We start from the raw sequence: 24965 nt of genomic DNA, 5'->3' as shown, positions 1-24965 counted from the left end.
GGCACCTTGTGAATGTCGACTGTTATGCAATGCGGGCCGCGCCTTTCACCTGTTTCCTGGTTTGAACGTTCAGAGGAAGTCTAGCTGTACTGACCACAGAACGGTGCGCTCAGAAGGACAGTCCGCCGACCACGAAAATGTCTGTGACGATTTGTTACCGATTCCGGCCGAAATTTCTGCAGCTCCAGTATGTTGTTCGCTGGTTCAAGAGTTGCAGCTTTCAGTACCTGGCTGGCTGCACGGCAACCCTCTCCATCGAGTGGGGTGCCCCAGGGGAAGAACCGGCATGAGCAAACGTTCATGCAAGTCGATGGATCTCTGCGCGCAGACGCACCGGGATCCGGTAAGGAACATTCCCATGTCTACTCACCATGGCAACACCGGTACAGGAAATCCTCACGACGTCGACCCTGCGGATGGTTGGGGCGAAGTCCCTGAAGCTGATCGCCCCCTGTGGTCTCGCTATATGCTCGACCACTGCCCTGCGTTCCCAGGGGCGACGATTATGAATTTCATTGCAGGCAGCGTCGTCAAGGGCGGTACGCGCGTCCCTCAATCTTGGAAGGACACTGCCGCAGAACTGCACAATGCCGGTTTCAGTCCGATCCAGTACTTCCTACTTGCTGAGCTGCTGTCAGGCGCGCGAAAACAGGGCGAATTGCAGGAAGCCGTACACGGCCATCTTTTTAAACAGTGGTTCGGCTATCCTTACCCGGATTTTCGGCTCAACGCTGATGCCTGGCGGCCCTGGCTTCAGCGTCTGCAGAATGCGCAGTCGCCCAGTCGAGCACTCAGCCACATCCTTCATGGGTGGAACCTGCCGCCCTTGGGCACGGTGAGGTTCAGGAATGGAGGGCAAACGCGGGTCGTTTCCGACTGAGCAAATGGAGCGTCCCGTCAGGAAAGACGGGACGCTCCGCATCGTCAGCTTCTAGGGCGTGTCTCCTAATTGTGGGCCTGTGCTCGAGCATGATTGAGGTGTGTCACAACGGTCTAGATTTACGCAGTTCACGAATGCACAGTGGGAGCGAGTTGAACCACTTCTGCCAACGAATGAGGGCCGTAAAGGCCGCCCGTTTGGTGATAGCCGCCGCGTTGTAGAGGGCATCATCTACCGGTACCGCACCGGAATCCCGTGGCGAGATCTCCCCGACCGGTATGGTCCCTGGCAGACGGTGTGGAAGCGGCATCGCCGCTACGCAACCGACGGCACCTGGGACCGCGTATTCGCGCACATCCTCGCCGAGGCCGATGCAGTGGGCGACATTGACTGGAACGTGTCAATCGACGCGACGATCAACCGTGCTCATCAGCACGGTACGAACCTGCCGCGCCCTGATCAGGACACAGGGGGCTCTATCGAATTACAAGAATCTGCCGTTATGCGAGATTGAACCGGCAGGTCACGGGATCGGGAGATCACGCGGAGGGTTGAGCACGAAGGTACATTTTGCTGTCGAGGGGCATGGCCGGCCGCTGTCGATTGTGGTGACGGGCGGGCAACGCCATGATGGCGCGATGTTGCAGGAAGTCCTCGGCGATATTCGGGTCCCGAGAATTGGGTGCGGGCAGGCGCGGACGCGCCCTGATGCGTTGCTTGCTGATCGCGGGTACACGTCACGGGTGAACCGCGCGTATCTGCGTGAGCGCGGCATCGCCGCGGTGATTCCGGAGAAGTCTAATGAGATCGCTGCCAGGAAGCGTAAGGGTCGTGCTGGCGGGCGACCGCCCGGGTTTGATGCGGAGCTGTACAAAGACCGCAACGTGGTCGAGCGGGCCTTTGGGTTGATGAAGCAGTGGCGCGGGCTTGCGACGCGTTATGACAAGCTCGCGGTCACGTATCGCGCGGGAGTGGTGCTTGCGGCGATTCTGGTCTGGTTACGCATATAAGAGACACGCCCTAGGGCCAGCCCAGCCTCGTCCACAACAGACTCACGTCCACTCGCTTCGGCAGCAACGAATAAAAGACGCGATACATTGGCTCGAAGCACCTATTGACGTCCTCGAATTCTGACATCGGGCGCTCTTCCCCTACCGAACAGTTTCGGCTCAGCTGCCACTCATTACCGTCTCAGCGTCTCGAGCAGGCCATCTGCTCCGCTTGCTGCTGCAAAACCGGTGAAGTAGGTGCTGTGCGTTGCCTTCACTGTTTCAAGGGAATCTGACCCGACCAAAACAATGTCAGTAGACACCGAGTTGCGGTATTCCGTCTCGAGCTTTGCGTATTCCTCCATTGCCCGCTCCGCATCGGTTCCGAACGACTCCTGCATGATGAGCTTGTCCTGGGCATGGTCAAACACAAGCAGGAAATGATTGATGTTGTTCATGACGCGCCCTCCTGCTTTTCAATGCTCGCGGTGAGCAGCTTGTTCACTTCAGCGATCTGGTCGTTTGCGATGGTGATCAAGTCTAGCGGAACGTGCTTCTGCTCTTCTTCGAGGCGGTATATTTCGGCCAAGTTTCGCGCCAGAATCTGAACAGGGTGGTCACCGGTGTCCGCGACCTGGACTCCCCAGGCGTCGAGGATCGCGGCTTCTACAGTCCGCACCTCCGCGATGTCGCTAACCAGGATTCTGCATCCTCCGATGTCCTGCATGCGGGACAGGTCCAGCCCCTTCTCACGATCGCCTAGCTTTTCTACGATCGTCTGCTCCCGCTTAAGCCGCTGCGTCACCTGGGCATCAATTCCAGATCCCGATGCAATGCCACTCACACTGTTGGTGACCCTCAGAAGCGGGCCGGCAAACTGAGAGCGAAAGACTCGCACAGTTTCGAGAGCTTCCTCAAATTCCGCTTGACTAGCCTCACCGCTGCGGAACTTCCGGATCTTCGACCCTGCTTTCCGGACGCTGGTCTTAGACGGTCTTTCATGCGATGCCACGTTGCCAGCTTATTCGACAGCCTTCGCTCTGCTCGAGCTTTCAAGCACTGCCGTAACAGGAGCGTTTTACGTGCAAAAGCTCCACGAGACGCCCGCCATGTCTGCGCACCCGAGAGCTCTCGGGAAGACGCGACCAGTGATTCAAAAGATTAGGTAAACGCGGGACAAGCGACCCGGCAACCGAGCATCAAAAAGGCCCTGACCTGCATTTCTACTGGTCAGGGCCGTGTTTTCGTACACCCCCCGGGACTCGAACCCGGAACCCACTGATTAAGAGTCAGTTGCTCTACCAATTGAGCTAGAGGTGCGCAACGAGAGTTAACTATACACACATCTTCTGGCGGTGGGAAATTGAGATTCGCCCGCATACGGGCTTTGTGACTAACCGCACAGAACTTGGCCGACGGGCGCATCGTGCGCTGTGCGTGGGAGGCAAGCAGGCAGCTGCCCCAAGCTACCGCTTGACCGGCTGGCAACTTGGGCAGTTGGCCAGCCAAGCCCGCGGTCACAGGTACAGGCCGGTGCTGTCCTCACCCACGGTCTGCGAGATCGCGTGAATATCGCGTTCGCGCAGAAGTGTGTACAGCAAACCGTCGAGTTCGACCTCAGCACGATCTTCTGGATCGAACAGAATTGTGTCGTGCAGGCTGACTTGCCGCACATTCGGGCCCGTAGCCACAACCGTTCCCCACGCCAACCGCTTGCCCATCGCCGCTGTGGCGGGAATGACAATACCGGCGGAGGATTTGCGCTCCCCCGCCTCTTTGTCAGGTTCCACCAGCAGGCGGTCGTGGAGCATGCGGATGGGAAGCTCGCCAGCGGTTTCTGCCGCCGGCCGAGCTTGCGACGTATCAGACATACAGTTTGTGCTTGCCGATCAGTACTTGCGCTGGCTGCGGACGATGCCCAGAGCAATGATCGACGCAGCACTCAACACCAACCCGCCGACAAGTGCCGCGGTGTCAGCGCGGACCGAACCATCCGAGTTGACGGCAGCGCCCTTGACTCGGTTGCTGGCACGAGCCGCAATGGCTTTGGGGTGGACTTCGCCCACCAGGGTGTCGATATTGGCGGCCAAGCGCTGTTCGCGCAGCCGGATGGATTCTTCGAGCTGTGCCTTCGAAGCGTTGTCGACAGTGATGTCCGAGGTGTAGACGTTGCTCACGCGCATTCCTTTTCTTCGGAAGTCTGCTTACCCACCCGAGCTTACCGTGACCGACTGACACTGAGCGGCAGGTGGCAGAATGAGACGCAGAACTTACGCCCCGTAACGAAGGGAAGGCCATGACCCGACTGGAGATCGGCGACACCGCACCGGATTTCACCCTGACCGACCACACGGGTAAGGACGTAACCCTCTCGGATCTGCGCGGCACGCCCGTCATCGTCTACTTCTACCCGCGAGCGATGACTCCCGGCTGCACCACGCAGGCGTGTGACTTCCGCGACAGCCTGTCATCACTGAAATCAGCCGGCTACACAGTGCTTGGGGTTTCGCCGGACAAACCGGAAAAACTCGCCCAGTTCGTGGAAAAGGAAGGCCTGAACTTCCAGCTGCTGTCCGACCCGGACAAGCAGGTCATGACCGAATGGGGTGCGTTCGGCGAAAAGAAGAACTACGGCAAGATCGTCCAGGGTGTTATCCGCTCCACGATCGTGCTGGATGAAGAAGGCACCGTGAAAGTCGCGCAGTACAACGTGCGCGCCAAGGGACACGTGGAACGTCTGCGCCGCGAGCTCGGCATCGACTGACCGGCGGCAACACCCGAGCCGCTTCCCCACCTCAGTGGCTCGCCTAAGACGCCAGCTCGTCACGGCGAACACACCTCGAGCCCGTCGATGCTGGATCGCGGTCTTGTATGCTGGGTTCGCCCGCGCGAGTGGCGGAATTGGCAGACGCGCTGGATTTAGGTTCCAGTGTCTTCGGACGTAGGGGTTCAAGTCCCCTCTCGCGCACCAAGTCCCGGGACATCGTTCACTCGATGTCCCGGGACTTTTTGTTGGGGTTTAGTTGGTTGACTAGACGCCGCCCGCCTCCTAGTGCCGCTCAGTTCGCACGGCTCACCTCGTGCGCACTGCCCGAGCCAGACCGGCACCTCCACCGGCCCAGACCCTACGGTCGGATTCCGCGAATGAAGGCTTCAACCAGCCACTCGTGCAGATCCGGGATCTGCTCCTCAACGAACGACGGAAGGGGGCGGGTAGCCGCAGCGATTCCAGCAACAAGACGCATTGCATCGATATCGCCGATCAAGCCCGCTTCTCGGGCCCGCACGAGAATCGGGTCAAATTGCGCCAGTCGTTCAGCGCGAACCGCCGCTACCCGCTCCGATTCGGCGAACTCCTGATCAGCTTCGGCTACGGACACCAGCTGAGCGCTCACCTGGGTGCGGACCACCTCGACAATGAAGCCGCGCCAGGCCGCTTCCGGGTCAGCATCCCAACACTCCAGCGCACGGTCCATCGCGGCGAGCGCTTTGGCGCTCATCTCCAGACCAAGGGCGAGGAGGAGGTCACCTCGCGCAGGAAAGTGCCGGTACAGGGTTGCGATCCCAACGCCCGCCTGAGCCGCGATGGAGCGCAAGGACACGTTTGCACCCTGTTCTGCGAAAAGTGTGCGCGCAACACCCAGAATCACTTCGCGATTCTGCTGAGCATCTGACCTCATCTGACCTCCTAAGTTTGCAATCATTATAACCGGAGCAGTATGATCCGATTATATACGGAGCGCTCCGCTCCGCTTAGTTAGGAGAAGTCATGCCAGACACCGCACAGAACAAGGAGGGCCGTCGTAAGCTCGGCCCCACCGCCATCACCGGACTGGTGAGCACCGTCATCGCACTCATGCTGTTGGCATTCCTCACCCCGGCCATCAATTCGGGCGCCCACGACATTCCCCTAGCCGTGTCTGCGCCAGAACCCGTCAAGGCCGCCATGACGCAGAAGATCGAGAAGTCCGGCGCGTTCACAGTTGTCGACGCTTCGAGCCCAGAAGATGCCGAAGACAGAGTGAAGAACCGTGAGACCGTCGGCGCAGTCGCCGCCAGCCCAACCGGCACGACCATCACGATTGCCAGCGGTGCTGGAGCTCCCTATGCCGCAGCACTGAATGGCATGGCCACCCAGCTGAAGGCAGAAGGCCAAGAGGTCACCGTTAACGATGTTGCGCCCATGACATCGGAGGACCCGCAGGGCGTGGGACTGTCTTCAGCACTGCTTCCGCTCATCTTCGGCGGTATGGCTTCGGCAGTTCTGTTGGCCACTCAGCTGAAGTCGGCCGGTAAGCGCACCTTGGGTGCAGTCGGCGTGGCTGTCCTCGGCGGGCTTGTTGCCGCCGCGATTCTGCAGCCGTGGTTCCACGCGGTCGACGGCAGCTTCTGGCTGCTGTGGTCGGGCCTGACGCTCGGCATCCTCGCGATATCCAGCACTGTGCTCGGCCTGTTCTCTGTCCTGGGCTTTGCGGGACTGGGAATCGGTGCTGTACTCATGCTGTTCGTGTCGAACCCACTGTCCGGTTTCGCTGCCGGGCCGCAGTGGTTGCCGGCCGGCTGGGGCACTTTCGGACAGCTCATGCCTGTGGGGGCTGCAGGCACATTCCTCCGCTCAGCCGCGTATTTCGACGGCAGCGGCCTGGGAATGTCCCCGTGGGTGCTCATGGCGTGGATTGTCGCAGGGCTTGCCCTGACTGCAATTGGCGCACGCCGCCAGAAGGCCTAAGCAGACTCCCCCGCCGTGGCCACGAAGGTCGATACGAGGTATCGGTTGATGTCGCTGCGGTTGACCGTGATGACCGACGTGGTCGCAATCGAGGAAACGGGCCGGTCGAGCGCCTCGGCGACGTCGGCTGATGACGTCAAAGGCAACACCATCTTGAACGAATACCTCGGCTGACCTCGTACTGCCGCACCTCCTACCCAACTTCCCGCAATCTTCCCACTTAACTTCCCACGGTGTTATGCTGAGTGGGAAGTTAAGTGGGAAGTTAGCGAGCACTCGATGGACACCGAACGCTTAGAGTCAATCGTCCACGCACTGCGGCTGGTAGGAACGGACAACCAGCCCACCGAAGTCAAGAGCAATGCAGGCAAGTCGATTCGCGAAACTCTCAGCGCGTTCGCGAATGCCAACGGCGGCCTCATCATCTTGGGGCTCGATGAGTCAAACGGCTTCTTGCCCCTGGAGGGCTTCGATGCAGCGAAAGCTCAGGACGCACTGGAAACTCGATGTGCCCAAACCACACCCCCAGTACGGCCACTCATCAACATAGTCCCCTTTGAGGACTCCTTAGTTGTTGTAGCGGAAGTCAATGAAATGACGTCCGAAGACAAACCCTGCTACGTGACTGACCAGGGGAAATATGGCGGCAGCTATATTCGGGTTGGCGACGGTGACGTCCGACTTACGCAATACGAAGTCGACCGCCTCATCGAGGAGCGGACCCAACCCAAATGGGACGAACAGTCAGTGACAGAAGCACGGCTTGAAGATCTGCACTCAGACACCGTGAATGCCTACATGACCGTTCAGCACGAACGCCGCCCCAAAACCTTTAACGACGGCACCGAAACCGCGATGAAACGTCTGCGCATCCTTAAGGACGGACACCCGACCCTAGCGTCGCTGCTTGTCATGGGTGAGTATCCGCAGGAATTCTATCCGCGCCTCACAGTGACATTTGCCAACTTCCCGGGGACAACCAAGGGTTCCGTTACCGAAGGGGTTCGACTCCTAGACAGTAAAACCCTCACCGGAACCATCCCGGAGCTCGTTGACGAAGGAATCGAAACCGTCAAGAACAACATGCGCACTGCCGCGCTTATCGGCGAAAAGTACCGCTCAGACCTGCCGGACTATCCCCCTATCGCAGTACGCGAAGCGCTTGTGAATGCCCTCATGCACCGCGATTACTCACCGCACGCGCAAGGCAGCCAGGTGCAGATCAACATGTTCGCTGATCGTCTTGAAATCACGAGCCCGGGAGGACTGTATGGAGGTGTCACCGTACGGAACCTCGGGAAGCCAGGCGTGAGCTCAACCCGAAACCAACGCCTCTCTTCGTTTCTTGAGGACGTGAAGTTTCACGATGATGGAGGCGGAGCAGGCGTCGTCGCTGAAAACAGGGGCACAGGCATCGCTGTCATCCAACGCTCGCTCGCCGACGCCCTCATGCCACCACCTGAATACATCAACCGGCTGGACAGCTTCACCATTGTCTTTCACCGGCGAAGGGTGGCAGAAAAAGAACGTTACGCAAGCGCCTTTGACCAAGTACTCACCGCGCTGAAAGGCCAGGCCTCTGCTTCCACATCAGAACTTGTGCAAGAAACACGACTAAGCCGTACAGCAGTGCAAAAAGCAGTAAACGAACTCATCGCCGAAGGCGTCGCCGAGCGCACTGAACCACTGAGAAGCCCTCGGCAACGCTACCGCATCAAGACATAGCCGCTCTGCGGAAGAAGCCCTGCCCTACCGCACCACCACAAGCTTCCCACTTAACTTCCCACTCAGCTTCCCACAGTGTTATGTCGAGTGGGAAGTTAAGTGGGAAGCTGCTGGGGACGCTTCAAGGCAGGCTTCAGCCCCGCACCTTGAGTGGAAAGCCAGATGAGGGAACACGTACTGCCCGACGGCTGGCAGAAGCTCCAAGCAACCAAGAACGGCGCAGGGTCTCGGACTTCCGATACCTGTGCTGTCAGTCGCCTAGATATTTGATGAACACCTGACAGGGGTTCCATTCATCCCACAGCGTGGGGAACACTTCGAGTTCTTTATAGCCCACCGATTTATAGAACTTGTTCGTCACGTCATACTCGTCATAGTGGCCTGACTGAACGGTCTTGACCTGAGAGTATGAGTAGCCCAAACTTTTCGCCAGCTTTTCGTACTCTTCGTTCAGCTGTGTGGCCACACCACTGCGATGGAACTTCTTCTTAACGCCCATCACAAATATGTCTGCGCAGTCCGGACTGGTTGCATTGAGAACCAGGAACCCAGCCACTTCGTCCTGATGGAAGGACGCCAAGAGTGGCTTGTCCTGCGAATCAGTTATGTATTCCTCAGTGCTTTCAGGCATACCGAACCACTCAGGAAGGTCGTTCAGCACTTCCCTGGCAATTTCAGCCTTCTGTTCTTTGTCCTTTATTTCTTTGACAACAAACTCCATACCGCTCCCCTGCCGTCAAGCCTTCTAGGCCACTGGGCAGACGCCGGCGTCCACCGTGACCAGTTACGTTTTCGCAATCATGGCATAAGGCAGGCAGGTTGTGCCCCTCAACGAATCCACAGGCGCGATGACGCACCACCCCGCCTCTTCGGGCACCACAAGCAGTCCGTAACCGTCGTGGACTACACCTCGGCTAGAAAAGTGGAGCGCGGTTCCGCGATCTTCGTTCACAGCTACGCGAATAACCGCCAGACCTCTATGTCCGGAACCTGCACCTGCCCTCTGGACCGATTCAAGGGCAGCTCTATAGGGTGGCGTCATGACTCGCCACGCAATGTTTGATTCTGCCTATCCCCCATCGGATTCGATGTCTATTCAAGAGACGATCGAGAGCGATATCTCGATGAAGCTATGCCACGGCCAAACCTACGAGCAGATCCTCGGACGCTATAACGAGCTCATCGACCTTGAGCCGTGGCAGGAACAGAAATCCAGGCTCAACCCTCGCCCGGAGAGGATCGAGGACTACATCAAGCTGGTCAGCGACGAATACCGGCGTCTGGTCCCAGAATCCTCTGCGCATGTAAAGTCGATCTACGACGTTGGCTGGTTTCTCGAGGAGGCCGGTATCGCGTGGTCCTTCGATGAGGGCTTCGACCAGAGCGAAGCCGCCTACTATGCACAACGGAAGGCCCGCGCCTACGACTCCAATGACTACGCTTGCTGCACCATACAAGACGTGGACCGCCTGATCAGCACCGGTGTGCTCTACGTGGGTTTCTCATCCATGATCGCAAGCAAGGAAGAACACGAGAAAACTGGGCGGTGGGTATACAACGAGCTCACTGAACGTGGCCTCAACCCCGAATGGGACGGAGACGCATCCGCCCGCATCAAATGCAGCAACCTGCTCTACGAAGTAAAACTCGCACCAGACTTCCCGTAAACGGGAGGTTCTCCCGTCCGGTTCCGACATCTCCACAAGGGTGCGGACCACCGAGCGCGGGCTGCTGAACAGATCAACCAACTCACCCCACATGCCCATGACAAATGTCATGGGCATGTGGTGACAGAAGATATGCCCGCCTTGCACGCTGCCTTTCTAGCGTGAAGGGCATGAATACGGCGCACATACCTACGGCACAACCAGCTCCGGCCATAGAGCTCACCGGAATAGGCAAAACCTTCAACGCACGCTCCACCAATCCCGTGCACGCGGTGAAAGACACCAGCCTCACCGTGCATCCGGGAGAAATCATCGCTCTTCTCGGCACCAACGGGGCGGGCAAGACCACGCTGATCGACATGATCCTGGGGCTGACCACCCCAAGCTCCGGCAGCGTCAGTGTTATGGGCCAGTCCCCCAAACAGGCCGTCTACAGCCAAAAGATCAGCGCACTCATGCAGACCGGCGGCCTGCTCAATGAACTCACCGTGAAAGACACGGTGGAGATGATCGCCGCGACCTTCCCAACACACCTGCCGCTCAAAGACGTCATCGCACAAGCCGACCTTGAACCGATCTACAAGCGCCGCGTGGGCAAATGCTCCGGCGGCGAACAGCAGCGCATCCGCTTTGCCCTGGCAATACTGGGCAATCCCGACATCCTCATCCTCGACGAACCAACCGCCGGAATGGACGCCTGTGCACGCCGCCGCTTCTGGGAGTCCATGGAGCACCAGGCCCAGCAGGGGCGCACGATCATCTTCGCCACTCACTACTTGGAGGAAGCAGATCAGTTCGCCCAGCGCATCGTCCTGATGAAGAGGGGCGAGGTAATCGCAGACGGAACCACCGAGGAACTGCGCAACATGAACGCAGGCTGCGTGGTCAGCGCCGAATTCCCGAACGAATTCCCCAAGCTCACAGAACTGCCCGAGGTGAAAAGCAGCGAAGTCAACGGCAGTCGACTGCACATCACCACCGAGGACTCCGATGCCCTCGCCCGGTACCTGCTGACCGAAACGGACGCCCGCAATCTGACCATCACCAGCCACAGCCTGGAAGACACTTTCCTCGCGCTGACACAGAGCAACCAGGAGGCCTGAGCAATGAGCACCACCCTGAAATTCGCCGGTCACGAGCTCCTTCGCCTGCGCCGGGACATGCCCACCCTGTTCTTCAGCGTCGGACTGCCGATCTTCTTCTACCTGCTCTTCGGTTCACTCCAAGATTACGGTGAGCACGAAGTCAACGGCGGCAACTACGCGGCGTTCGTCATGCTGGGCATGGCCTTCTACGCCGGTGTCGTTGGCGCAGTCGGCGCAGCTGGATCCCACGTCACCAACAGCCGAAGCGGTTGGGGCCGCCAATTGGCGCTGACTCCCCTGCACCCGTGGCAGCTGGCTTTTGCGAACAGCGTCAGCATTGCCGTGCGCGCCGTGCTGCCGATCGTGGCTGTGTTCATCGTCGGAGCCCTCACCAGAGCCAAGATGCAGCCGGACCAGTGGGCTTTGAGCTTGCTGGTATGCGTACTGTGCTCGATCCCCTTCGGCTTCTACGGTCTGGCCTGGGCGCTGTTGGTCCCCAAGGAGAACACAGTATCCGTGGCCACCGCGTCGATCGTGATCCTCGCCTTTGCGGGCAATGTGTTTATGCCGCTTAGCGGAACACTGCTGGATGTGGGGCGCTTCACCCCGATGTTCGGCGCCATGACGCTGGTGCGTTGGCCGTTGGCCGAAGGCGGACACATAGCCGGCACCGAATTGGTGTACGAGCCGATGTGGCACGCCTGGGTTAGCATCGCGGTATGGACGGCGATCTTCGTGGGCTTCTGCCTGTTCATGGGCAAACGCGACAAGAACCGAAGCTGATGCGCTTCTTCGACAGCTTCCAGCTGCGCAACGCGGTCTTCGCCTCGATATGGCTGGTGCTCCTGGGGCCGATGCTGGTGCAGGTCTACACCGGCGACGTGTTGGGCGCCGGAGCCAAAGCGTGGATAACTGTGTGCGTGTTCGCCTTCGGCCTGTTCTACTTCTGGGCGTTCGGTTCATTGAACACCTGCCCGCACCGCTGGGCGCTTTTTCCGCGGGTACTGCTCAGGTGGGCCGTTCTGTTGGCGATTGCGCTGGCCAGCGTGCCGGTGATCAACACGGGCGCGGTGGTCTTCGCCCCCTATCTGGCCGCGATGCTGGGCTTCACGGTGACCTTGAAGAAAGCCCTGCCCATCGTGTTGGCTACGGGGGCTGCCGGAGCCGTCGCGGTATGGCTCAGCACTCCCGAAGACCTCGGCTGGGCAGCCTTCGTCCTGTTTTTCATTCCCCTGCTGCTGGTTGGGGTGGGCGTTTTCAGCCAGTACGACGAATCCCGCCACCAGCTGCTGCACGAACTGGAACTCGCGCAGCAGCGAGAAGACATCGCCGCAGATGTTCACGACCTTCTGGGCCATTCGCTCACGGTGATCAACCTGAAGTCCGAAGTTGCACGCCGTGCCGCAGAGAACCACCCGGAGCAGGCCAAGCAGGAGCTCAAGGAGATCAGCGATCTTTCCCGCCTGGCTCTGGCAGAGGTCCGTTCGACAGTCACCCGCATGCGCACGCCCACTTTCGCCGGAGAGCTGCAGGGGGCGCGCCGGGCGTTGGAGACAAGGGGGATCACCGCTCATCTTCCCGAACCTCTCACCGCGCAGGGCAAGCACGACACCGTGTTCTCCTGGGGCCTGCGTGAGCTGACAACGAATGTAATCCGCCACTCCGGGGCGGACAACTGCTGGGTGCGCGTAACCGCGGACAAGCTGCAGGTCACCGACGACGGCTGCGGGTTCAATGGTGATTCTGCAGAGCACGAGGTGGGTGGACTGGCTGGTCTGCGCGATCGGGTTGAGGCCGCCGGCGGGCAGCTCATCATGCGCCGCGAGAAGGGCTTGAGCACAGTTCTGATCACAATGACCGGCGACAGCGTGCTGATTGACGATGACACCGCCGCCGAGGAGGCCGTTCAGTGAACACGATTCGAGTGCTCGTCGCTGAGGATCAGTCGCTGGTGCGCGGAGCTCTGATCGCACTGCTGAACTCAGAGCCGGACATCGAGGTCGCGGCCGATTGCGCCACCGGGACCGAAGCCCTGCGCCTGGTGCAGGAACAGCCCATCGACGTGGCACTGTTGGACATCGAAATGCCTGGACTCAACGGCCTCAACGTGGCCAAAGAACTGGCCGAACACCCGTGCCGCTGCCTGATTGTGACGACCTTCGGCAAAGCCGGCTACGGCAAGGACGCGATGGAGGCAGGTGTGGACGGGTTCCTCGTAAAGGACACACCGCCCGAACAGCTAGCCGAAGCAATTCGCAGGGTCCACGCCGGGCTGCGCGTGATCGACCCAACACTTGCCCGGGACAGCTTGCTGGCACCCGACAATCCCCTCAGCCAACGGGAAGCGGAAGTGTGCCGGCACCTGTTTCAGGGCAAGAGCTCCCCCGCCATCGCCAAAGCGCTGCACCTAACACCGGGCACGGTGCGCAACCACATCTCCAGCATCATGTCGAAGACCGGCGCGGACAACCGCTTCGAGGCTGCCCATCTGGCAAAGGCGAACGGCTGGATTTAGTTCGCGCAGATCTGTTTGACCCTCACGCGGCGTCAGACAGCAGAATTGTGTGCATGAACAGCGAAGAAGAACACTTCTCAGTCGGGGAGGTTGCCCGTCAGTTCGGGATAACGGTGCGCACTCTGCACCATTGGGAAGAGCTCGGCCTTGTCAGCCCTTCGGCGCGCAGCCGGTCGAACTACAGAATCTACACGCGTGCTGATCTTGAGACGATCCAGCAGATCATGATCTACAGAGCCACCGGCATGAGGCTTACAGCAGTCAAGGACGTCTTGAACTCAGGCACAGACCACATTGCCCACCTGCGCAGGCAGCGCGAAATACTGACGTCCCAAATGCAGCAGACCGAAGAAATGCTCAGGGCAATCGACAGACTAATAGCAAAGGAGACAAGCACAGTGAAGCCGAGCTTGAACGAAATAGGCGAAATCCTCGGAGAAGCCCGCTTTGCCGAACACCACGCTCAGGCCGAAGAGACATACGGCGACACCGACGACTGGAGCATCAGCCAACAGCGCACAGCAGCCTGGAGCCACGACGATTGGGCCGCAAACAAAAGCAGGTTCGACGCCGTCGAAGCGAAGCTGGCCGAAGCGGTTCGCAGAAACGTGTCGGTCTGCAGCGCGGAGGCAGCCGACCTCGCAGCACAGCACCGCGAAGTGCTCAGCGAATTCTTTCCCGTCACCCCAGCCAAGCACTACCTGATCTCGCGCAGCTACATCGCTGATGAAGATTTCGCCAAGCACTACGAGGACCGACAGCCTGGCCTTGCGCGCTGGCTTGCCGATGCGATTGAAGCCGCTGCAAAAACACACGGTGTGAATCTCGACAGCCCACAGTGGGAGTAGTCTCCATCAGGCAAACAATCTCCTCAGCCCGCAGCTGAATAGCTCATACCGCAGGACGATGAAAGCCCATTCCGGGCTTCTTAGACTTGTGGTTATGGAAAGTCCGTGGCATCTGAGAGCACTGCGGTTCATTTCGGCCCGCAAGTGGATTTATGACTCTCTTGTCTTCGCTGCTCCGCTGACGCTTTTGGCGCTGGTCGATCCAGCCGCCCCCGACCCGCTCAGCACTCTTAGGTCTGTGCCGCTTGTTCTTATGTGCGCCTCACTTGTTTTTCGGCGGACTTTTCCTTTGTTCACCGGCTGGACTGTGGCAGCAACAGGGCTTCTATACCTTGTGGGGTTAGAGGTCCCTCACCCTTCGCTCATCGCAGTTCCGCTTACCGTGCACTCTGTCACCGCCTATGCGCCCAAGCGGTGGGGCAAGATTTTCTTAGCACTGGGGGCTGTTGCCTCCCTGCTGCTGTCGCTGCGTGTAGCGGCGGAATTCTATCGGCAGGACATTTACCCGAAACACCCCTCGCCGGGCGAGCTCCTGCTGTTTGTTGCCGTCTTCTCCGTGTTTCCTTTCATGACAGTCGCCTTTGCGTGGATGACAGGAACGTATCGTCGCAGCAGAAGCGATGACATACGGTGGATCGCCGAACGCAATGCGCTTCTTGAAAGGGAACGCGAAAACGAGATCCGGCTTGCCTCTGATGCCGAGCGCATGCGCATTGCCCGTGAAATGCACGACATCATCGCCCACTCCATGTCGGTGATCATCACCCAGGCAGACGGCGGCCGCTATGCTGCCGCACGCTCACCCGAAGCCGCGGTGTCTGCATTGGAAACCATCGCAGACACCGGGCGGGAAGCCCTGGGGAATCTGCGCGGCATCCTTGGTGTCCTGCGCGAAAGCGAGTCCGGCAGAAAGACTGCTCCCATGCCGGCCATCAACGACCTCGGCACCCTCGCTGACAACGTGCGCTCAGCCGGGCTGGACGTCACACTGAATGTTTCGCCTGACCTGCCCAAACTGTCTCCAGCGGCTGAGCTTGCGGTGTACCGAGTGGTACAGGAAGCTCTCACCAACACTCTGAAACACGGCGGCCGGGATTCCCACGCAGACGTCACCGTGCAGGCTGGCGACAAAGCGCTTGTCGCCCAGATTGTCTCCACCGGACACGGCGAAGAATCGGCGGTGCCCGGTTCAGGATCAGGGATTCAGGGCATGCGGGAGCGTGCGCGGGTGCACAACGGCACACTCACCGCGGAGCCGACAGACACTGGGTTCTTTGTTCAGCTGACTATTCCAGAGGATATTTCATGACTATTCGCGTACTTCTCGTTGACGACCAAGCTCTTGTGCGGGCCGGTTTTGCCATGGTGATCGACTCCCAGGACGACATGCAGGTCGTTGCGCAGGCAGAAAACGGCCGCGAAGCGATCGACGTGGTCATGGCGCACCCGGTCGATGTTGTCCTCATGGACATTCGCATGCCCGTTCTCGACGGCTTATCCGCCACCGCTGAGATCCTCGCCATGGGCGATGCCGGGCGACTTCCCCGACTGCCCACTATCATCGTGCTCACTACGTTCGACACAGATGAATACGCACTGTCAGCGCTGCGTTCGGGTGCCAGCGGGTTCCTCCTCAAAGATGCTCGCCCCGAGGTTCTGCTGGATTCCATCCGCCAAGCACACAGCGGCGGCGCTGTCATTGCACCTTCAACCACCCGCCGGCTTTTGGAGACCGTCATTGCAGAGCCTGCACCGCCGGTTGAACAGACGCGCAGACTGGATCGGCTCACGTCGCGCGAACGCGAAGTCTTCGAGCTGATCGCCCACGGCAAAACCAATGCCGAAATTGCAGACGAGCTGTTCATGGCCGCTCCCACGGTGAAAACGCACGTGCGCAACATCCTCGCAAAGCTTCAGGTGCGCGATCGCATTCACGCGGTCATCCTGGCGTACGAGACCGGGATTGTGTGAGCCTCATCCCCAAGGATGAGAACCTGCGGTCAGAAGCATCCTCCGGGCGGATGTTCTCAGCAGGTGAATCCGCGATAGTGGGAACATGACAACTTCCACTGAATACAGCACCGCGATCAGCGCCCGCGGAATCTGCAAATCCTTCGGCACCGGCGAAGCCCGCCTGACCGTGTTCAACAACTTCAACATTGACATCGCGGACGGCCAGTTCACCGCGATCATGGGTCCTTCGGGTTCAGGAAAATCCACGCTCATGCACATTCTGGCCGGCCTGGACAGCCCGGACAGCGGCTTTGTGACACTGGCCGGACGGACGATCACGGACATCAGCGACGCCGCACTGACCAAGATCAGACGCAACCACATGGGGTTCGTCTTCCAGGCGTTCAACCTGATTCCCGCGATGACAGCCGACGAAAACATCATGCTCCCGTCGAAGCTCGCCCGCACCAAGGTCGATCCGCAGTTCAAGCACGCGATCGTAGACAACCTCGGTCTCAGCGACCGTCTGACCCATCGCCCGCACGAACTTTCCGGCGGCCAGCAGCAGCGCGTTGCGGTTGCTCGCGCTCTGGTGAATCAGCCGGATGTCATCTTTGCCGACGAACCCACCGGCGCTCTTGACACACGCTCCGGAACTGAGGTTCTGCAGACTCTGCGCAGCTGCGTTTCCGAACTTGGCCAAACCGTCGTCATGGTCACCCACGACCCAGCGGCAGCCGCCTACGCTGACCGCGTTGTGATGCTGGCTGACGGATACATTGTGGGCGAGCTCTACTCTCCGACGGTCGAGGCGATCTCCCAGGCTCTTCTGGAGGTCACCAAATGATTGTCAAGGCGAATCTTCGCTCCGGCGGTTCGCGCCTGATCGCCGCCGCTATCACCATCATCGTTTCGGTGGCGTTCGTTGTCGCCGTCATGGGTGTTCTGGCGTCCTTCCAAAGCACCATGCGGGCTCAGCTCGCCGCACAGTATGCGGGCGCGGACCTGGTGGTGAAGCATAGCAACGAAGGGCCTTTAGAAAAGAAAAAGCAGAAGGCGATTGAGAACACCGCCGGAGTCAAAGAAACACAGCGGATCGAACGGTCTTTCGCCACTTTCGCCTCCGGAGGTGTCGCCCTGGTCAATGTATGGCCCAAGAACAGCGAAATCAAAGTGGACTCGGGAAGGGCTCCGTCCAAACCGAACGAAATCCTCTTTGACACAGAAGTCGCCAAAGAGGAAAACAAAAAAATCGGTGACCAGGTCGAACTGACATTCCCCTTCGTTTCAGACCCAGAGAAATCAAAGGTCACGTTCACCATCACCGGGATCGGCCATATGCCGGAATCAGCGCTCCAGGTGACCAATGCCAGTGCTGCCAAGCTGGCCCCGGAGTTCGACCACCTTCGCATTCAGACAGACAAGTCTGCAGACGTATCCACAGTCCAATCCGCCGTTGCGAAGACCCTGGCCGGCTCTGCCGATGTGAAGACGAACGACTTCGGCGCGAAAGTCGGCGGAGACTACACGGTTTCCACCGAAGATCAGCTGGTGCAAGAAGGCATCAAGGATCTCACGGGCGATTCGATGACCATCGTGGCGTTCATCGCAGCGTTCATCGTGGTAGCTCTCTTTGTTGCAGTTCTCGTCATCTCCAACACGTTCCAGGTGCTTGTCGCTTCGCGCCTCCGGTCACTCGCTCTTCTGCGTGCGGTGGGAGCTACACGCTCACAGCTGCGCAACGCCACTCTTGCCGAAGGTGCACTCCTGGGTCTGATCAGCTCGATCATCGGTGTGCTCGTAGGCTGGGGAGCTTCGCTCCTGTTGTCAATTGCACTGAGAGCATTCGTGCAGTCGACATTCCAGACCGCGCCGCTGCCGATTCTTGGCGTGGTGACCGGGGTTGCCGTGGGAGTCTGCGTCACCGTGGCAGCATCGTTCATACCCGCTCTCAAAGCCACGCGCGTATCCCCCATCGATGCGCTGGCCCCCGCAGACATTCCGGCACCGGCATCGCGCTTCCCGTGGGTCCGTTTGGTGATCGGCTCGCTGCTGACCGCACTTGGGCTATTGGGCATTGCTGTCGGGACCGCGTCCTCCGATATGATGTTCACCCTTCCGGGCGCTTTCGTAGCCTTCTGCGGTGTGCTGGTTCTCAGCCGTGTCTTTGTTCCCCCACTGGTTGAGCTGATAGGCCGCATCGGCGAAAAGGTCTTCCGCTCACCCACGCTGGGCCTCGTTGCCCGCAACGTCAAACTGGCTCCGCGCAGGACGGCTTCGACAACTGCGGCCCTGCTGATCGGCGTCACTTTGGTGGCCACCATCTTCATGGGAGCACAGACCACGCGCACGACCATCGACGCGGAACTCAGCGAATTCGCTCCCATTGACTTTGTGGCGTATTCGAGTTCCGACAAGACTGCCAAAACCCTGAAGAACTCAAAGATCGTCAAAGACGTCAACACGCTGCCCGGCACCCGGGTGAAGACCTCAGTACCGCTGGGCCACAACCCGGACGACCCGGACAGCAAAGAGACCCAGGTGATCGGTGTCGAAAACAAGAAATACAGTGCGCCGCGCAACACTGATCTTCTTCCACCACCCGGCGTGATGTACGTCGGCATTGACACCGATGTTGAGGAATACAAGGGCAAGGAAATCACCCTTCATGCTGGAAAGAACAAGGTGCAGCTGACGCTGAAAGTCCACAAAGCTGTTCCCTCCGGCACCACTCTGGCAAACGCAGACGACGTCGCCGCCCTGGGCTTGAAGAAATCCGAAGGCCAGACGTGGGTGCGCTTGGCCGACGATGTCAGCGTGTCGCAGGTCATGACGCTGCGCAGCGACCTCGAAAAGGCCGATGTCGCCGCCGATGGCGAAGGCGCAATCTCGCGAGCCGGGTTTGCAGAGGCGCTCACTATCTTGATGGGCATTGTGCTGGGCCTGCTTGGCGCATCGATCATCATTTCGATTGTAGGCGTGGGCAACACCCTGTCGCTGGCAACAATCGAACGCAAACGGGAAACCGCGCTTCTGCGTACCCTGGGCCTGCCGCGGTGGGCTGCCGCCGGAATGGTTGCCGCCGAAGCGACGCTCATGGCGATCGTGTCCATCGTCGTCGGCACCGCGCTCGGCATCCTGTTCGGCTGGGCCTCAGTGAAGTCACTTCTGACCTCTGATGACATCACCGTCGTGGCGGATATCCCATGGCTGATGTTCGGTCTGGTAGCGGTTGTGACCGTGGTTGCTGCGCTTATCGCATCACTCCTGCCAGCCCTGGCCGCATCGCGCACCCAGCCAGCGCAGGGGGTTGCGCAGCGATAAAACCTGAGCAATCCCACAAGTGAGGCCCGGTTCCCAGCCGCTGACCAGCTGGGAACCGGGCCTTTCGGCAGCGGTTCTAAGCCCTGCGATTGCAGTTTCAGCAGGCTCAGCTTTTCACTGCCGCGAGCACCGTAAAGCGCCGGTCCCTGGCCCACTGCTCAACTTTGTCCTTGCCGAACAGCCTTTCGAGCACAGGTCTGTACCGCAGCGCTGAATTGAACACGACCACCGCACGCCCACCCGGGCGCACCACCGCGAGCGCGCTGCGCATCATTTGTCTGGCAGTCTCGTTTTCGATTTCGTGCCCCGAATGGAACGGCGGATTGAGAACCACAACATCGAAAGCCTGCTGCGGCAGCCCCTCCCCCGCGTCCGAATACTCGATACTCCACTCAACCCCGTCGGGCATACCCGCTTCGGCGGTCAGCCGGGCAGACGCAAGGGCCGCCGCGGACGCATCGACGCCCACGGCCTTCCGCGGACCCAGAACATGAGCAGCAGCCGTCAGCAGCCACCCGTTGCCGCACCCCAAGTCGAGGATCCGCGGGCGGTCCGCAGGTGCCTCGTCAGCGGTTTCGGCAGCACTCTCAGCAGCAGGGACAGCGTGACGCTCAGCAAGCGAGCGCAGCAGCAGACCAGAACCGCCGTCGATCTCGGCCCCGCCGAAACACGCCCCGTAAGCCGACACCTCGAAATCGGGAACGCGCGGAATGCCCGCATGCAGTATGCGTCGGTTCGGCTCGATCTGGGCACAGCTGAGCCCCATCCCAGCGTCTGGAGTCGAGCCGATGATCATTCGCGACTTATACCGGCCCGGCGTTACATCTACCCGCTCGAATGTGCGCGCAAGCTCCGTGTTGATGCCGCGGAACAGGTGCTTATCGCGGCCGACCACCATGAACTCGTCAACCACCGGGCGCAGGGCAGCAGCATAGTCCGCCACCGCGGCCTGAGCCTTCGGAGACACCAGAAGCGCCTTGGCCGGCCTGCCGCCGCGAACATCGAGACCGGCGGAGATATGCGGCGGAAAGCCGGGCAGCGGCCGAACGCTGACCCGCGAATCCCCGAACATTGCGCGCAGACGCTGCGCGTGGGGAAGAAAATCCGCGTACACCGTGGCAGCTCCGCGAGTCAGCGACAGAACCGCAGCAGTCACCGAACCGTCAGCATCGTCAAGCACAGCAAAAGAGGCATCATCTTCAAGCGGCACCGGATGCCGAGGTGGAGCTTCCGGGCGGCCCGAAATGTTCAGCTGGCCCTCGATTCGCCCCAGCAGGTACTGCGAGACAAAAGCTGAAAGCGGAAAACCATCCGGCCAAGCAGGAAAGTGCTCGCGCATACGCTGCACGTGGGACGCCCACGCGGGGCTTTCAACATCCGTTGTCACAGTTCTCACTCTAATCAGATCTGCTCTGGCAGGCCGAGCACCTGCCGGCTGCGCGGCATCGCACGCGCTGCACCTGCCCGATTGCCCACCCTAATTCTGCCTAGGCACAGATACAGTTGGGGACATGACGATTCTTGTTGGCTACACCCCCAGCACCAAAGGCCAGGCAGCTCTGACCGCAGCAGTTGAGCTCGCCAAAAAGACCGGCGACAAACTCTACGTTGTCAACGCCGGAGTCGGCGAAGCAGTAGACGAACGCGCAGTCGCAACAGAAGACCAGCTGAACCGAGCCCGCGAATATATGAAAGCCGAAGGCGTTGCGGGCAAAGTCAAGCAGTACCTGCGCGGCAACGACCCTGCCGAAGAGCTGCTTGCACTGACCGAAGCGCGCAGCGATGTGACGATGCTCGTCATCGGGCTTCGGCGCCGCTCCCCCGTGGGTAAGCTGTTCATGGGCTCGGTTTCGCAGAAGATCATCCTCAACGCCAAAGTTCCGGTGCTCTCGGTCCGCGAAGCCGAAGAGTACGAACTCTGAGCGGTAGGCCCCTCCCGGACCGGCGCCTCGACCGGCCTGACCTAAACAGGCAGCTCTGCTGTCTAGGTGGAATATAGAGGCAAAAACGCACGGATCACCTCGATATTCCACCTAATTAGCAGAATCAGGACTGCCAGGCTATGGGTTAAGCACTCAGTCGCCACTGCTCAGCCTGCCGAAGCATTTTTGGGCCAACACCGCAGCACCTCGCCCCACAAAAACACCCGTTAGCCGGAATCTGCGCTTTAGCCGCACACAAACACCGCTTCGCCGGAATCTTCGCCTTAGCAACCACTGCTAACGGGAGTTTCTGTTGCTAACCGGTGTGCCCCAGGTAGAGAACGCACCCACACCAACGCAACCCAACAAAAACGGCTGTGGCCGAGTGCTTTCCCACTCGGCCACAGCCGTTTTCATTCAGCTGCGAACAGCCACTGCAGTCAGTCCCGCCGCATCAGAGCGACTTCATGATCTCCTGCATGTATTCGGCGGTCTGGGTCGGGGTCTTGCCGACCTTCACACCAGCAGCTTCGAGAGCCTCTGCCTTGGCGGCAGCCGTACCGGAAGAACCGGAGACGATGGCGCCGGCGTGGCCCATGGTCTTGCCTTCTGGCGCGGTGAAGCCCGCGATGTAGCCGACAACCGGCTTGGTGACGTGCTCCTTAATGTACTCAGCAGCGCGTTCTTCTGCGTCCCCGCCGATTTCGCCGATCATGACGATCGCCTTGGTGTCGGGGTCGTTTTCGAAAGCTTCGAGAGCATCGATGTGGGTGGTGCCGATGATCGGGTCACCGCCGATGCCGATGCAGGTGGTGAAACCGAAGTCACGCAGTTCGTACATCATCTGGTACGTCAGTGTGCCCGACTTCGACACCAGGCCGATGGGGCCTGCGCCGGTGATGTTTGCCGGGATGATGCCGGCAAGTGCCTGTTCGGGCGAAATGATGCCGGGGCAGTTGGGGCCGATGATGCGGGTCTTGTTGCCCTTTTCGGTTGCGTAGGCCCAGATTTCGGCTGCGTCCTGTGCGGGAATGCCTTCGGTGATGATCACCAGCAGGCCGATGCCTGCGTCAATGGCCTCGATTGCGGCATCCTTGGAGAATGCCGGCGGGACGAAGGCAACCGAAACATCAGCGCCGGAGGCTTCCATGGCTTCGCCCACGGAGCCCCAGACGGGCAGTTCGACGTCGTTGCCGTCAGCGCCCTTGTGGCTGACGGTCTGTCCGGCCTTGCGGGCGTTGACACCGCCGACCACGTTCGAACCTGCGGCGAGCATCCGGGCGGTGTGCTTGGTGCCTTCGCCGCCGGTGATGCCCTGGACGATGATCTTGGAGTCCTTGTTCAGGAAAATCGACATGGAGAAAGTCCTTTCGGGCGGATCAGGCGTTGTGGGCGAGTTCGGCGGCCTTGTCAGCGCCGCCGTCCATCGTGTCGACGACAGTGACCAGCGGGTTGTTGGCCTGTTCGAGGATCCGGCGGCCCTCTTCGACGTTGTTGCCGTCCAGGCGGACCACCAGCGGCTTGGATGCGGAATCGCCGAGGATCTCGAGTGCCTTCACAATGCCGTTTGCCACTGCGTCACAGGCCGTGATGCCGCCGAAGACATTGACGAACACCGATTTGACCTGGTCGTCTCCGAGGATGACGTCAAGGCCGTTGGCCATGACTTCTGCCGAGGCGCCGCCGCCGATGTCCAGGAAGTTCGCCGGCTTCACATTGCCGTGGTTTTCGCCCGCGTAGGCGACAACGTCCAGTGTCGACATGACCAGGCCCGCACCGTTTCCGATGATGCCCACTTCGCCGTCGAGCTTGACGTAGTTGAGTCCCATGCCCTTGGCCTTGCGTTCCAGGGGGTCCTCAGCGTCTTCGTCTTCGAGCTTGGCGAGGTTGTTGTTGCGGAACTCGGCGTTGCCGTCGAGCGTCATCTTGCCGTCGAGGGCGACGATCTTGCCGTCACCGGTCTTGACCAGCGGGTTGACCTCGACGAGGCTGGCGTCTTCGTCCTTGTAGACCTTCCACAGGCTCTTCAGGACGGGCACGATCTTCGCACCGGTTTCGGGGTCGAACCCTGCTTCGTCGACGATCTTCTGCGCAGTGGCGTCGTCAATGCCCTTCAGCGGGCTGACTTCGACTTTGGCGAGCGCTTCGGGGCGTTCTTCGGCCAGCTGCTCGATGTCCATACCGCCTTCCTTGCTGCACATTGCAAGGTAGGTGCGGTTGGCGCGGTCGAGCAGAATGGAGAAGTAGTACTCCTCTGCGATGTCTGCGCCTTCGGCGATCATGACGCGCTTGGTGATGTGGCCCTTGATGTCGAGTCCGAGGATTTCTTCGGCGCGGGCAGCGGCTTCGTCAGGGTTTTTGGCGAGCTTCACACCGCCGGCCTTGCCGCGGCCGCCGACTTTGACCTGTGATTTGACGACGACCGTTCCGCCGCCGAGTTTTTCGGCTGCGGCTCGAGCTTCTTCTGGAGTCTGCGCAACTTCAGCGCGCAGCACGGGAACTCCGTACTCCTCGAAGAGGTCACGGGCCTGATACTCGAAAAGATCCACGTGTAGTCCTTCTGTTGATTCTGCCGAGCCTCATGACCCGGCACGGGTTTCAGACAATCTTGCAGCTTGTCAACGCTCTCCACCTTAAAACACCGATGCGCTTCTGGACATCCAGGATGTGAACAACGTCCGAAACTTTGGGTTTTCCCAGGGAAGCAGGGGCCAGAAGCGGACCCACACCATTTAGCTCGTTGTTGAGAATCTCGAGATCGAACTACTATGGGGGCATGGACGAAGTCGACCGGATTGTCAGCGAATGGCAGCGTGAACGGCCTGACCTCGATGTGGCCCCCATGGAGGTTGTGTCCCGTGTCAGCCGTCTGGCCAAGCTGCTTGACCGGGCGCGCAAAGACATCTTCGCCTCTCACGGTCTCGACGTGTGGTCGTTCGACGTTCTGTCCTCCCTGCGCCGCGCCGGCAGTCCCTACCAGCTGTCGCCGTCAAAGCTGACAGAGCAGATGATGGTCACCTCCGGCACTATGACCAACCGGATTGACCGGCTGGTGTCAGCCGGTCTTGTCACGCGCAGCCCCGATCCCGGGGACCGCCGAGGTGTCAGAGTGCAGCTGACCGAGGACGGGCTGGCCAGGGTCGACGGGGCCATGTTGGACTTCTTGGAGCGCGAACACGAACTCATGAGCAGCATGTCCGGCACTCAGACCCGCCGCCTGGCTGATCTTCTGCGCACCATGTCGGCGTCCTTTGACCTGCAGATCATGCGCGACTGCGAAGACTGAACCGGCAGCCTGCACTCGTGTACCCCGCATAGAATCTAAAGA

At 60.0% G+C, this 24965-nt stretch carries 27 protein-coding genes, 2 tRNA genes and 1 riboswitch; of the genes, 18 read left to right on the top strand and 11 right to left on the bottom strand.

The window, feature by feature from the left end; all coding sequences use genetic code 11:
• The first annotated feature begins 202 nt into the window (after positions 1-202).
• Positions 203-315: riboswitch (SAM riboswitch) on the top strand.
• Both HMPREF3162_RS10845 and HMPREF3162_RS11725 read left to right on the top strand, forming a co-directional pair.
• The gene (locus HMPREF3162_RS10845; protein WP_256282716.1) at positions 287-880 is read left to right on the top strand and encodes a hypothetical protein; all 594 of its coding nucleotides are present in this window, start codon (positions 287-289) and stop codon (positions 878-880) included. It overlaps the preceding riboswitch by 29 nt.
• Positions 881-980: 100 nt before the next feature.
• A protein-coding gene (locus HMPREF3162_RS11725; protein WP_218079067.1) for an IS5 family transposase occupies positions 981-1890 on the top strand; the annotation gives its coding sequence in 2 pieces (ribosomal slippage) (positions 981-1349 and positions 1351-1890; 909 coding nt in all).
• Positions 1891-2063: 173 nt separating this feature from the next.
• Here the strand turns inward: HMPREF3162_RS11725 and HMPREF3162_RS10830 are convergent.
• From HMPREF3162_RS10830 to HMPREF3162_RS10810, 5 genes are all read right to left on the bottom strand, one after another.
• Complete coding sequence (locus HMPREF3162_RS10830) at positions 2064-2327, bottom strand: hypothetical protein (protein ID WP_070573730.1); 264 nt, start codon at positions 2325-2327, stop codon at positions 2064-2066.
• Complete coding sequence (locus HMPREF3162_RS10825; RefSeq protein WP_070777807.1) at positions 2324-2881, bottom strand: RelA/SpoT domain-containing protein; 558 nt, start codon at positions 2879-2881, stop codon at positions 2324-2326. Before HMPREF3162_RS10825 ends, HMPREF3162_RS10830 begins: the two co-directional genes overlap by 4 nt.
• Before the next feature lie 235 nt (positions 2882-3116).
• Positions 3117-3189: transfer RNA gene (locus HMPREF3162_RS10820), tRNA-Lys, on the bottom strand.
• Positions 3190-3386: 197 nt separating this feature from the next.
• Complete coding sequence (locus tag HMPREF3162_RS10815; RefSeq protein WP_070573727.1) at positions 3387-3740, bottom strand: GroES family chaperonin; 354 nt, start codon at positions 3738-3740, stop codon at positions 3387-3389.
• A gap of 18 nt (positions 3741-3758) precedes the next feature.
• Positions 3759-4052 carry a DUF3618 domain-containing protein gene (locus tag HMPREF3162_RS10810; protein ID WP_070573725.1) on the bottom strand — a complete coding sequence of 98 codons (294 nt, stop codon included), beginning with the start codon at positions 4050-4052 and terminating at the stop codon, positions 3759-3761.
• Between the two features lie 113 nt (positions 4053-4165).
• Here HMPREF3162_RS10810 and bcp point away from each other — a divergent pair, with 113 nt between their 5' ends.
• Positions 4166-4633 (top strand): thioredoxin-dependent thiol peroxidase, encoded by a 468-nt coding sequence (bcp, locus tag HMPREF3162_RS10805; RefSeq protein ID WP_070573724.1) that lies wholly within the window; start codon positions 4166-4168, stop codon positions 4631-4633.
• A gap of 122 nt (positions 4634-4755) precedes the next feature.
• A tRNA-Leu gene (locus tag HMPREF3162_RS10800) sits at positions 4756-4840 on the top strand.
• A 154-nt stretch (positions 4841-4994) separates the two neighbouring features.
• On the opposite strand, the gene HMPREF3162_RS10795 is transcribed toward HMPREF3162_RS10800, so the two are convergent.
• The gene (locus HMPREF3162_RS10795; RefSeq protein WP_070777806.1) at positions 4995-5549 is read right to left on the bottom strand and encodes a TetR/AcrR family transcriptional regulator; all 555 of its coding nucleotides are present in this window, start codon (positions 5547-5549) and stop codon (positions 4995-4997) included.
• A gap of 89 nt (positions 5550-5638) precedes the next feature.
• Between HMPREF3162_RS10795 and HMPREF3162_RS10790 the strand changes: the two genes are divergently transcribed.
• Positions 5639-6598 (top strand): hypothetical protein, encoded by a 960-nt coding sequence (locus HMPREF3162_RS10790; RefSeq protein ID WP_070777805.1) that lies wholly within the window; start codon positions 5639-5641, stop codon positions 6596-6598.
• Here the strand turns inward: HMPREF3162_RS10790 and HMPREF3162_RS11850 are convergent.
• Entirely contained in the window at positions 6595-6738 is a 144-nt protein-coding gene (locus HMPREF3162_RS11850) for a hypothetical protein (protein WP_176747357.1), read from the bottom strand. The two genes, HMPREF3162_RS10790 and HMPREF3162_RS11850, sit on opposite strands and share 4 nt — an antisense overlap.
• 139 nt (positions 6739-6877) lie before the next feature.
• Here HMPREF3162_RS11850 and HMPREF3162_RS10785 point away from each other — a divergent pair, with 139 nt between their 5' ends.
• Positions 6878-8323 carry an ATP-binding protein gene (locus HMPREF3162_RS10785; protein WP_070573718.1) on the top strand — a complete coding sequence of 482 codons (1446 nt, stop codon included), beginning with the start codon at positions 6878-6880 and terminating at the stop codon, positions 8321-8323.
• 250 nt (positions 8324-8573) lie between these two features.
• Here HMPREF3162_RS10785 and HMPREF3162_RS10780 read toward each other — a convergent pair whose 3' ends face one another.
• A complete protein-coding gene (locus HMPREF3162_RS10780) occupies positions 8574-9044 on the bottom strand; it encodes a GNAT family N-acetyltransferase (RefSeq protein WP_070777804.1) in 471 nt (156 codons plus the stop codon).
• Positions 9045-9363: 319 nt separating this feature from the next.
• Here HMPREF3162_RS10780 and HMPREF3162_RS10775 point away from each other — a divergent pair, with 319 nt between their 5' ends.
• The 10 genes from HMPREF3162_RS10775 to HMPREF3162_RS10730 all read left to right on the top strand — a co-directional run bounded on the left by HMPREF3162_RS10775 (position 9364) and on the right by HMPREF3162_RS10730 (position 19715).
• Complete coding sequence (locus HMPREF3162_RS10775; protein ID WP_070777803.1) at positions 9364-9990, top strand: DUF6891 domain-containing protein; 627 nt, start codon at positions 9364-9366, stop codon at positions 9988-9990.
• Between the two features lie 170 nt (positions 9991-10160).
• Positions 10161-11093, top strand: coding sequence for an ABC transporter ATP-binding protein (locus tag HMPREF3162_RS10770; RefSeq protein WP_070777859.1), 933 nt, complete (start codon positions 10161-10163; stop codon positions 11091-11093).
• Positions 11094-11096: 3 nt separating this feature from the next.
• The gene (locus HMPREF3162_RS10765; protein ID WP_070777802.1) at positions 11097-11858 is read left to right on the top strand and encodes an ABC transporter permease; all 762 of its coding nucleotides are present in this window, start codon (positions 11097-11099) and stop codon (positions 11856-11858) included.
• Positions 11858-12988: a sensor histidine kinase gene (locus HMPREF3162_RS10760; RefSeq protein WP_070777801.1), complete on the top strand. Its 1131-nt coding sequence runs from the start codon at positions 11858-11860 to the stop codon at positions 12986-12988. Before HMPREF3162_RS10765 ends, HMPREF3162_RS10760 begins: the two co-directional genes overlap by 1 nt.
• Positions 12985-13590, top strand: coding sequence for a response regulator transcription factor (locus HMPREF3162_RS10755; RefSeq protein WP_070777800.1), 606 nt, complete (start codon positions 12985-12987; stop codon positions 13588-13590). Before HMPREF3162_RS10760 ends, HMPREF3162_RS10755 begins: the two co-directional genes overlap by 4 nt.
• Before the next feature lie 53 nt (positions 13591-13643).
• Positions 13644-14438, top strand: coding sequence for a MerR family transcriptional regulator (locus HMPREF3162_RS10750; RefSeq protein WP_070777799.1), 795 nt, complete (start codon positions 13644-13646; stop codon positions 14436-14438).
• Between the two features lie 382 nt (positions 14439-14820).
• Positions 14821-15747, top strand: coding sequence for a sensor histidine kinase (locus tag HMPREF3162_RS10745; RefSeq protein ID WP_256282715.1), 927 nt, complete (start codon positions 14821-14823; stop codon positions 15745-15747).
• The gene (locus HMPREF3162_RS10740) at positions 15744-16409 is read left to right on the top strand and encodes a response regulator (RefSeq protein WP_070573703.1); all 666 of its coding nucleotides are present in this window, start codon (positions 15744-15746) and stop codon (positions 16407-16409) included. Before HMPREF3162_RS10745 ends, HMPREF3162_RS10740 begins: the two co-directional genes overlap by 4 nt.
• Positions 16410-16494: 85 nt before the next feature.
• On the top strand, positions 16495-17238 hold the full coding sequence (locus HMPREF3162_RS10735; protein WP_070573702.1) for an ABC transporter ATP-binding protein: 744 nt from the start codon (positions 16495-16497) through the stop codon (positions 17236-17238).
• Complete coding sequence (locus HMPREF3162_RS10730; RefSeq protein WP_070777797.1) at positions 17235-19715, top strand: FtsX-like permease family protein; 2481 nt, start codon at positions 17235-17237, stop codon at positions 19713-19715. Before HMPREF3162_RS10735 ends, HMPREF3162_RS10730 begins: the two co-directional genes overlap by 4 nt.
• Before the next feature lie 106 nt (positions 19716-19821).
• On the opposite strand, the gene HMPREF3162_RS10725 is transcribed toward HMPREF3162_RS10730, so the two are convergent.
• Positions 19822-21102: a class I SAM-dependent methyltransferase gene (locus HMPREF3162_RS10725; protein WP_141759602.1), complete on the bottom strand. Its 1281-nt coding sequence runs from the start codon at positions 21100-21102 to the stop codon at positions 19822-19824.
• A gap of 124 nt (positions 21103-21226) precedes the next feature.
• Between HMPREF3162_RS10725 and HMPREF3162_RS10720 the strand changes: the two genes are divergently transcribed.
• Positions 21227-21637, top strand: a complete 411-nt coding sequence (locus HMPREF3162_RS10720; RefSeq protein WP_070573696.1) for a universal stress protein — start codon at positions 21227-21229, stop codon at positions 21635-21637.
• 454 nt (positions 21638-22091) lie between these two features.
• Here the strand turns inward: HMPREF3162_RS10720 and sucD are convergent, their stop codons facing one another.
• A complete protein-coding gene (sucD, locus tag HMPREF3162_RS10715; RefSeq protein WP_070777795.1) occupies positions 22092-22994 on the bottom strand; it encodes a succinate--CoA ligase subunit alpha in 903 nt (300 codons plus the stop codon).
• Between the two features lie 22 nt (positions 22995-23016).
• Positions 23017-24186 carry an ADP-forming succinate--CoA ligase subunit beta gene (sucC, locus tag HMPREF3162_RS10710; protein WP_070573693.1) on the bottom strand — a complete coding sequence of 390 codons (1170 nt, stop codon included), beginning with the start codon at positions 24184-24186 and terminating at the stop codon, positions 23017-23019.
• Between the two features lie 227 nt (positions 24187-24413).
• Here sucC and HMPREF3162_RS10705 point away from each other — a divergent pair, with 227 nt between their 5' ends.
• A complete protein-coding gene (locus HMPREF3162_RS10705; RefSeq protein WP_070573691.1) occupies positions 24414-24923 on the top strand; it encodes a MarR family winged helix-turn-helix transcriptional regulator in 510 nt (169 codons plus the stop codon).
• Positions 24924-24965 lie beyond the last annotated feature (42 nt).

This window comes from Brevibacterium sp. HMSC07C04, from assembly GCF_001815905.1.
In the GTDB taxonomy this organism is placed as follows: Bacteria; Actinomycetota; Actinomycetes; order Actinomycetales; family Brevibacteriaceae; genus Brevibacterium.
This window is presented reverse-complemented; position numbering and strand designations above follow the sequence as displayed.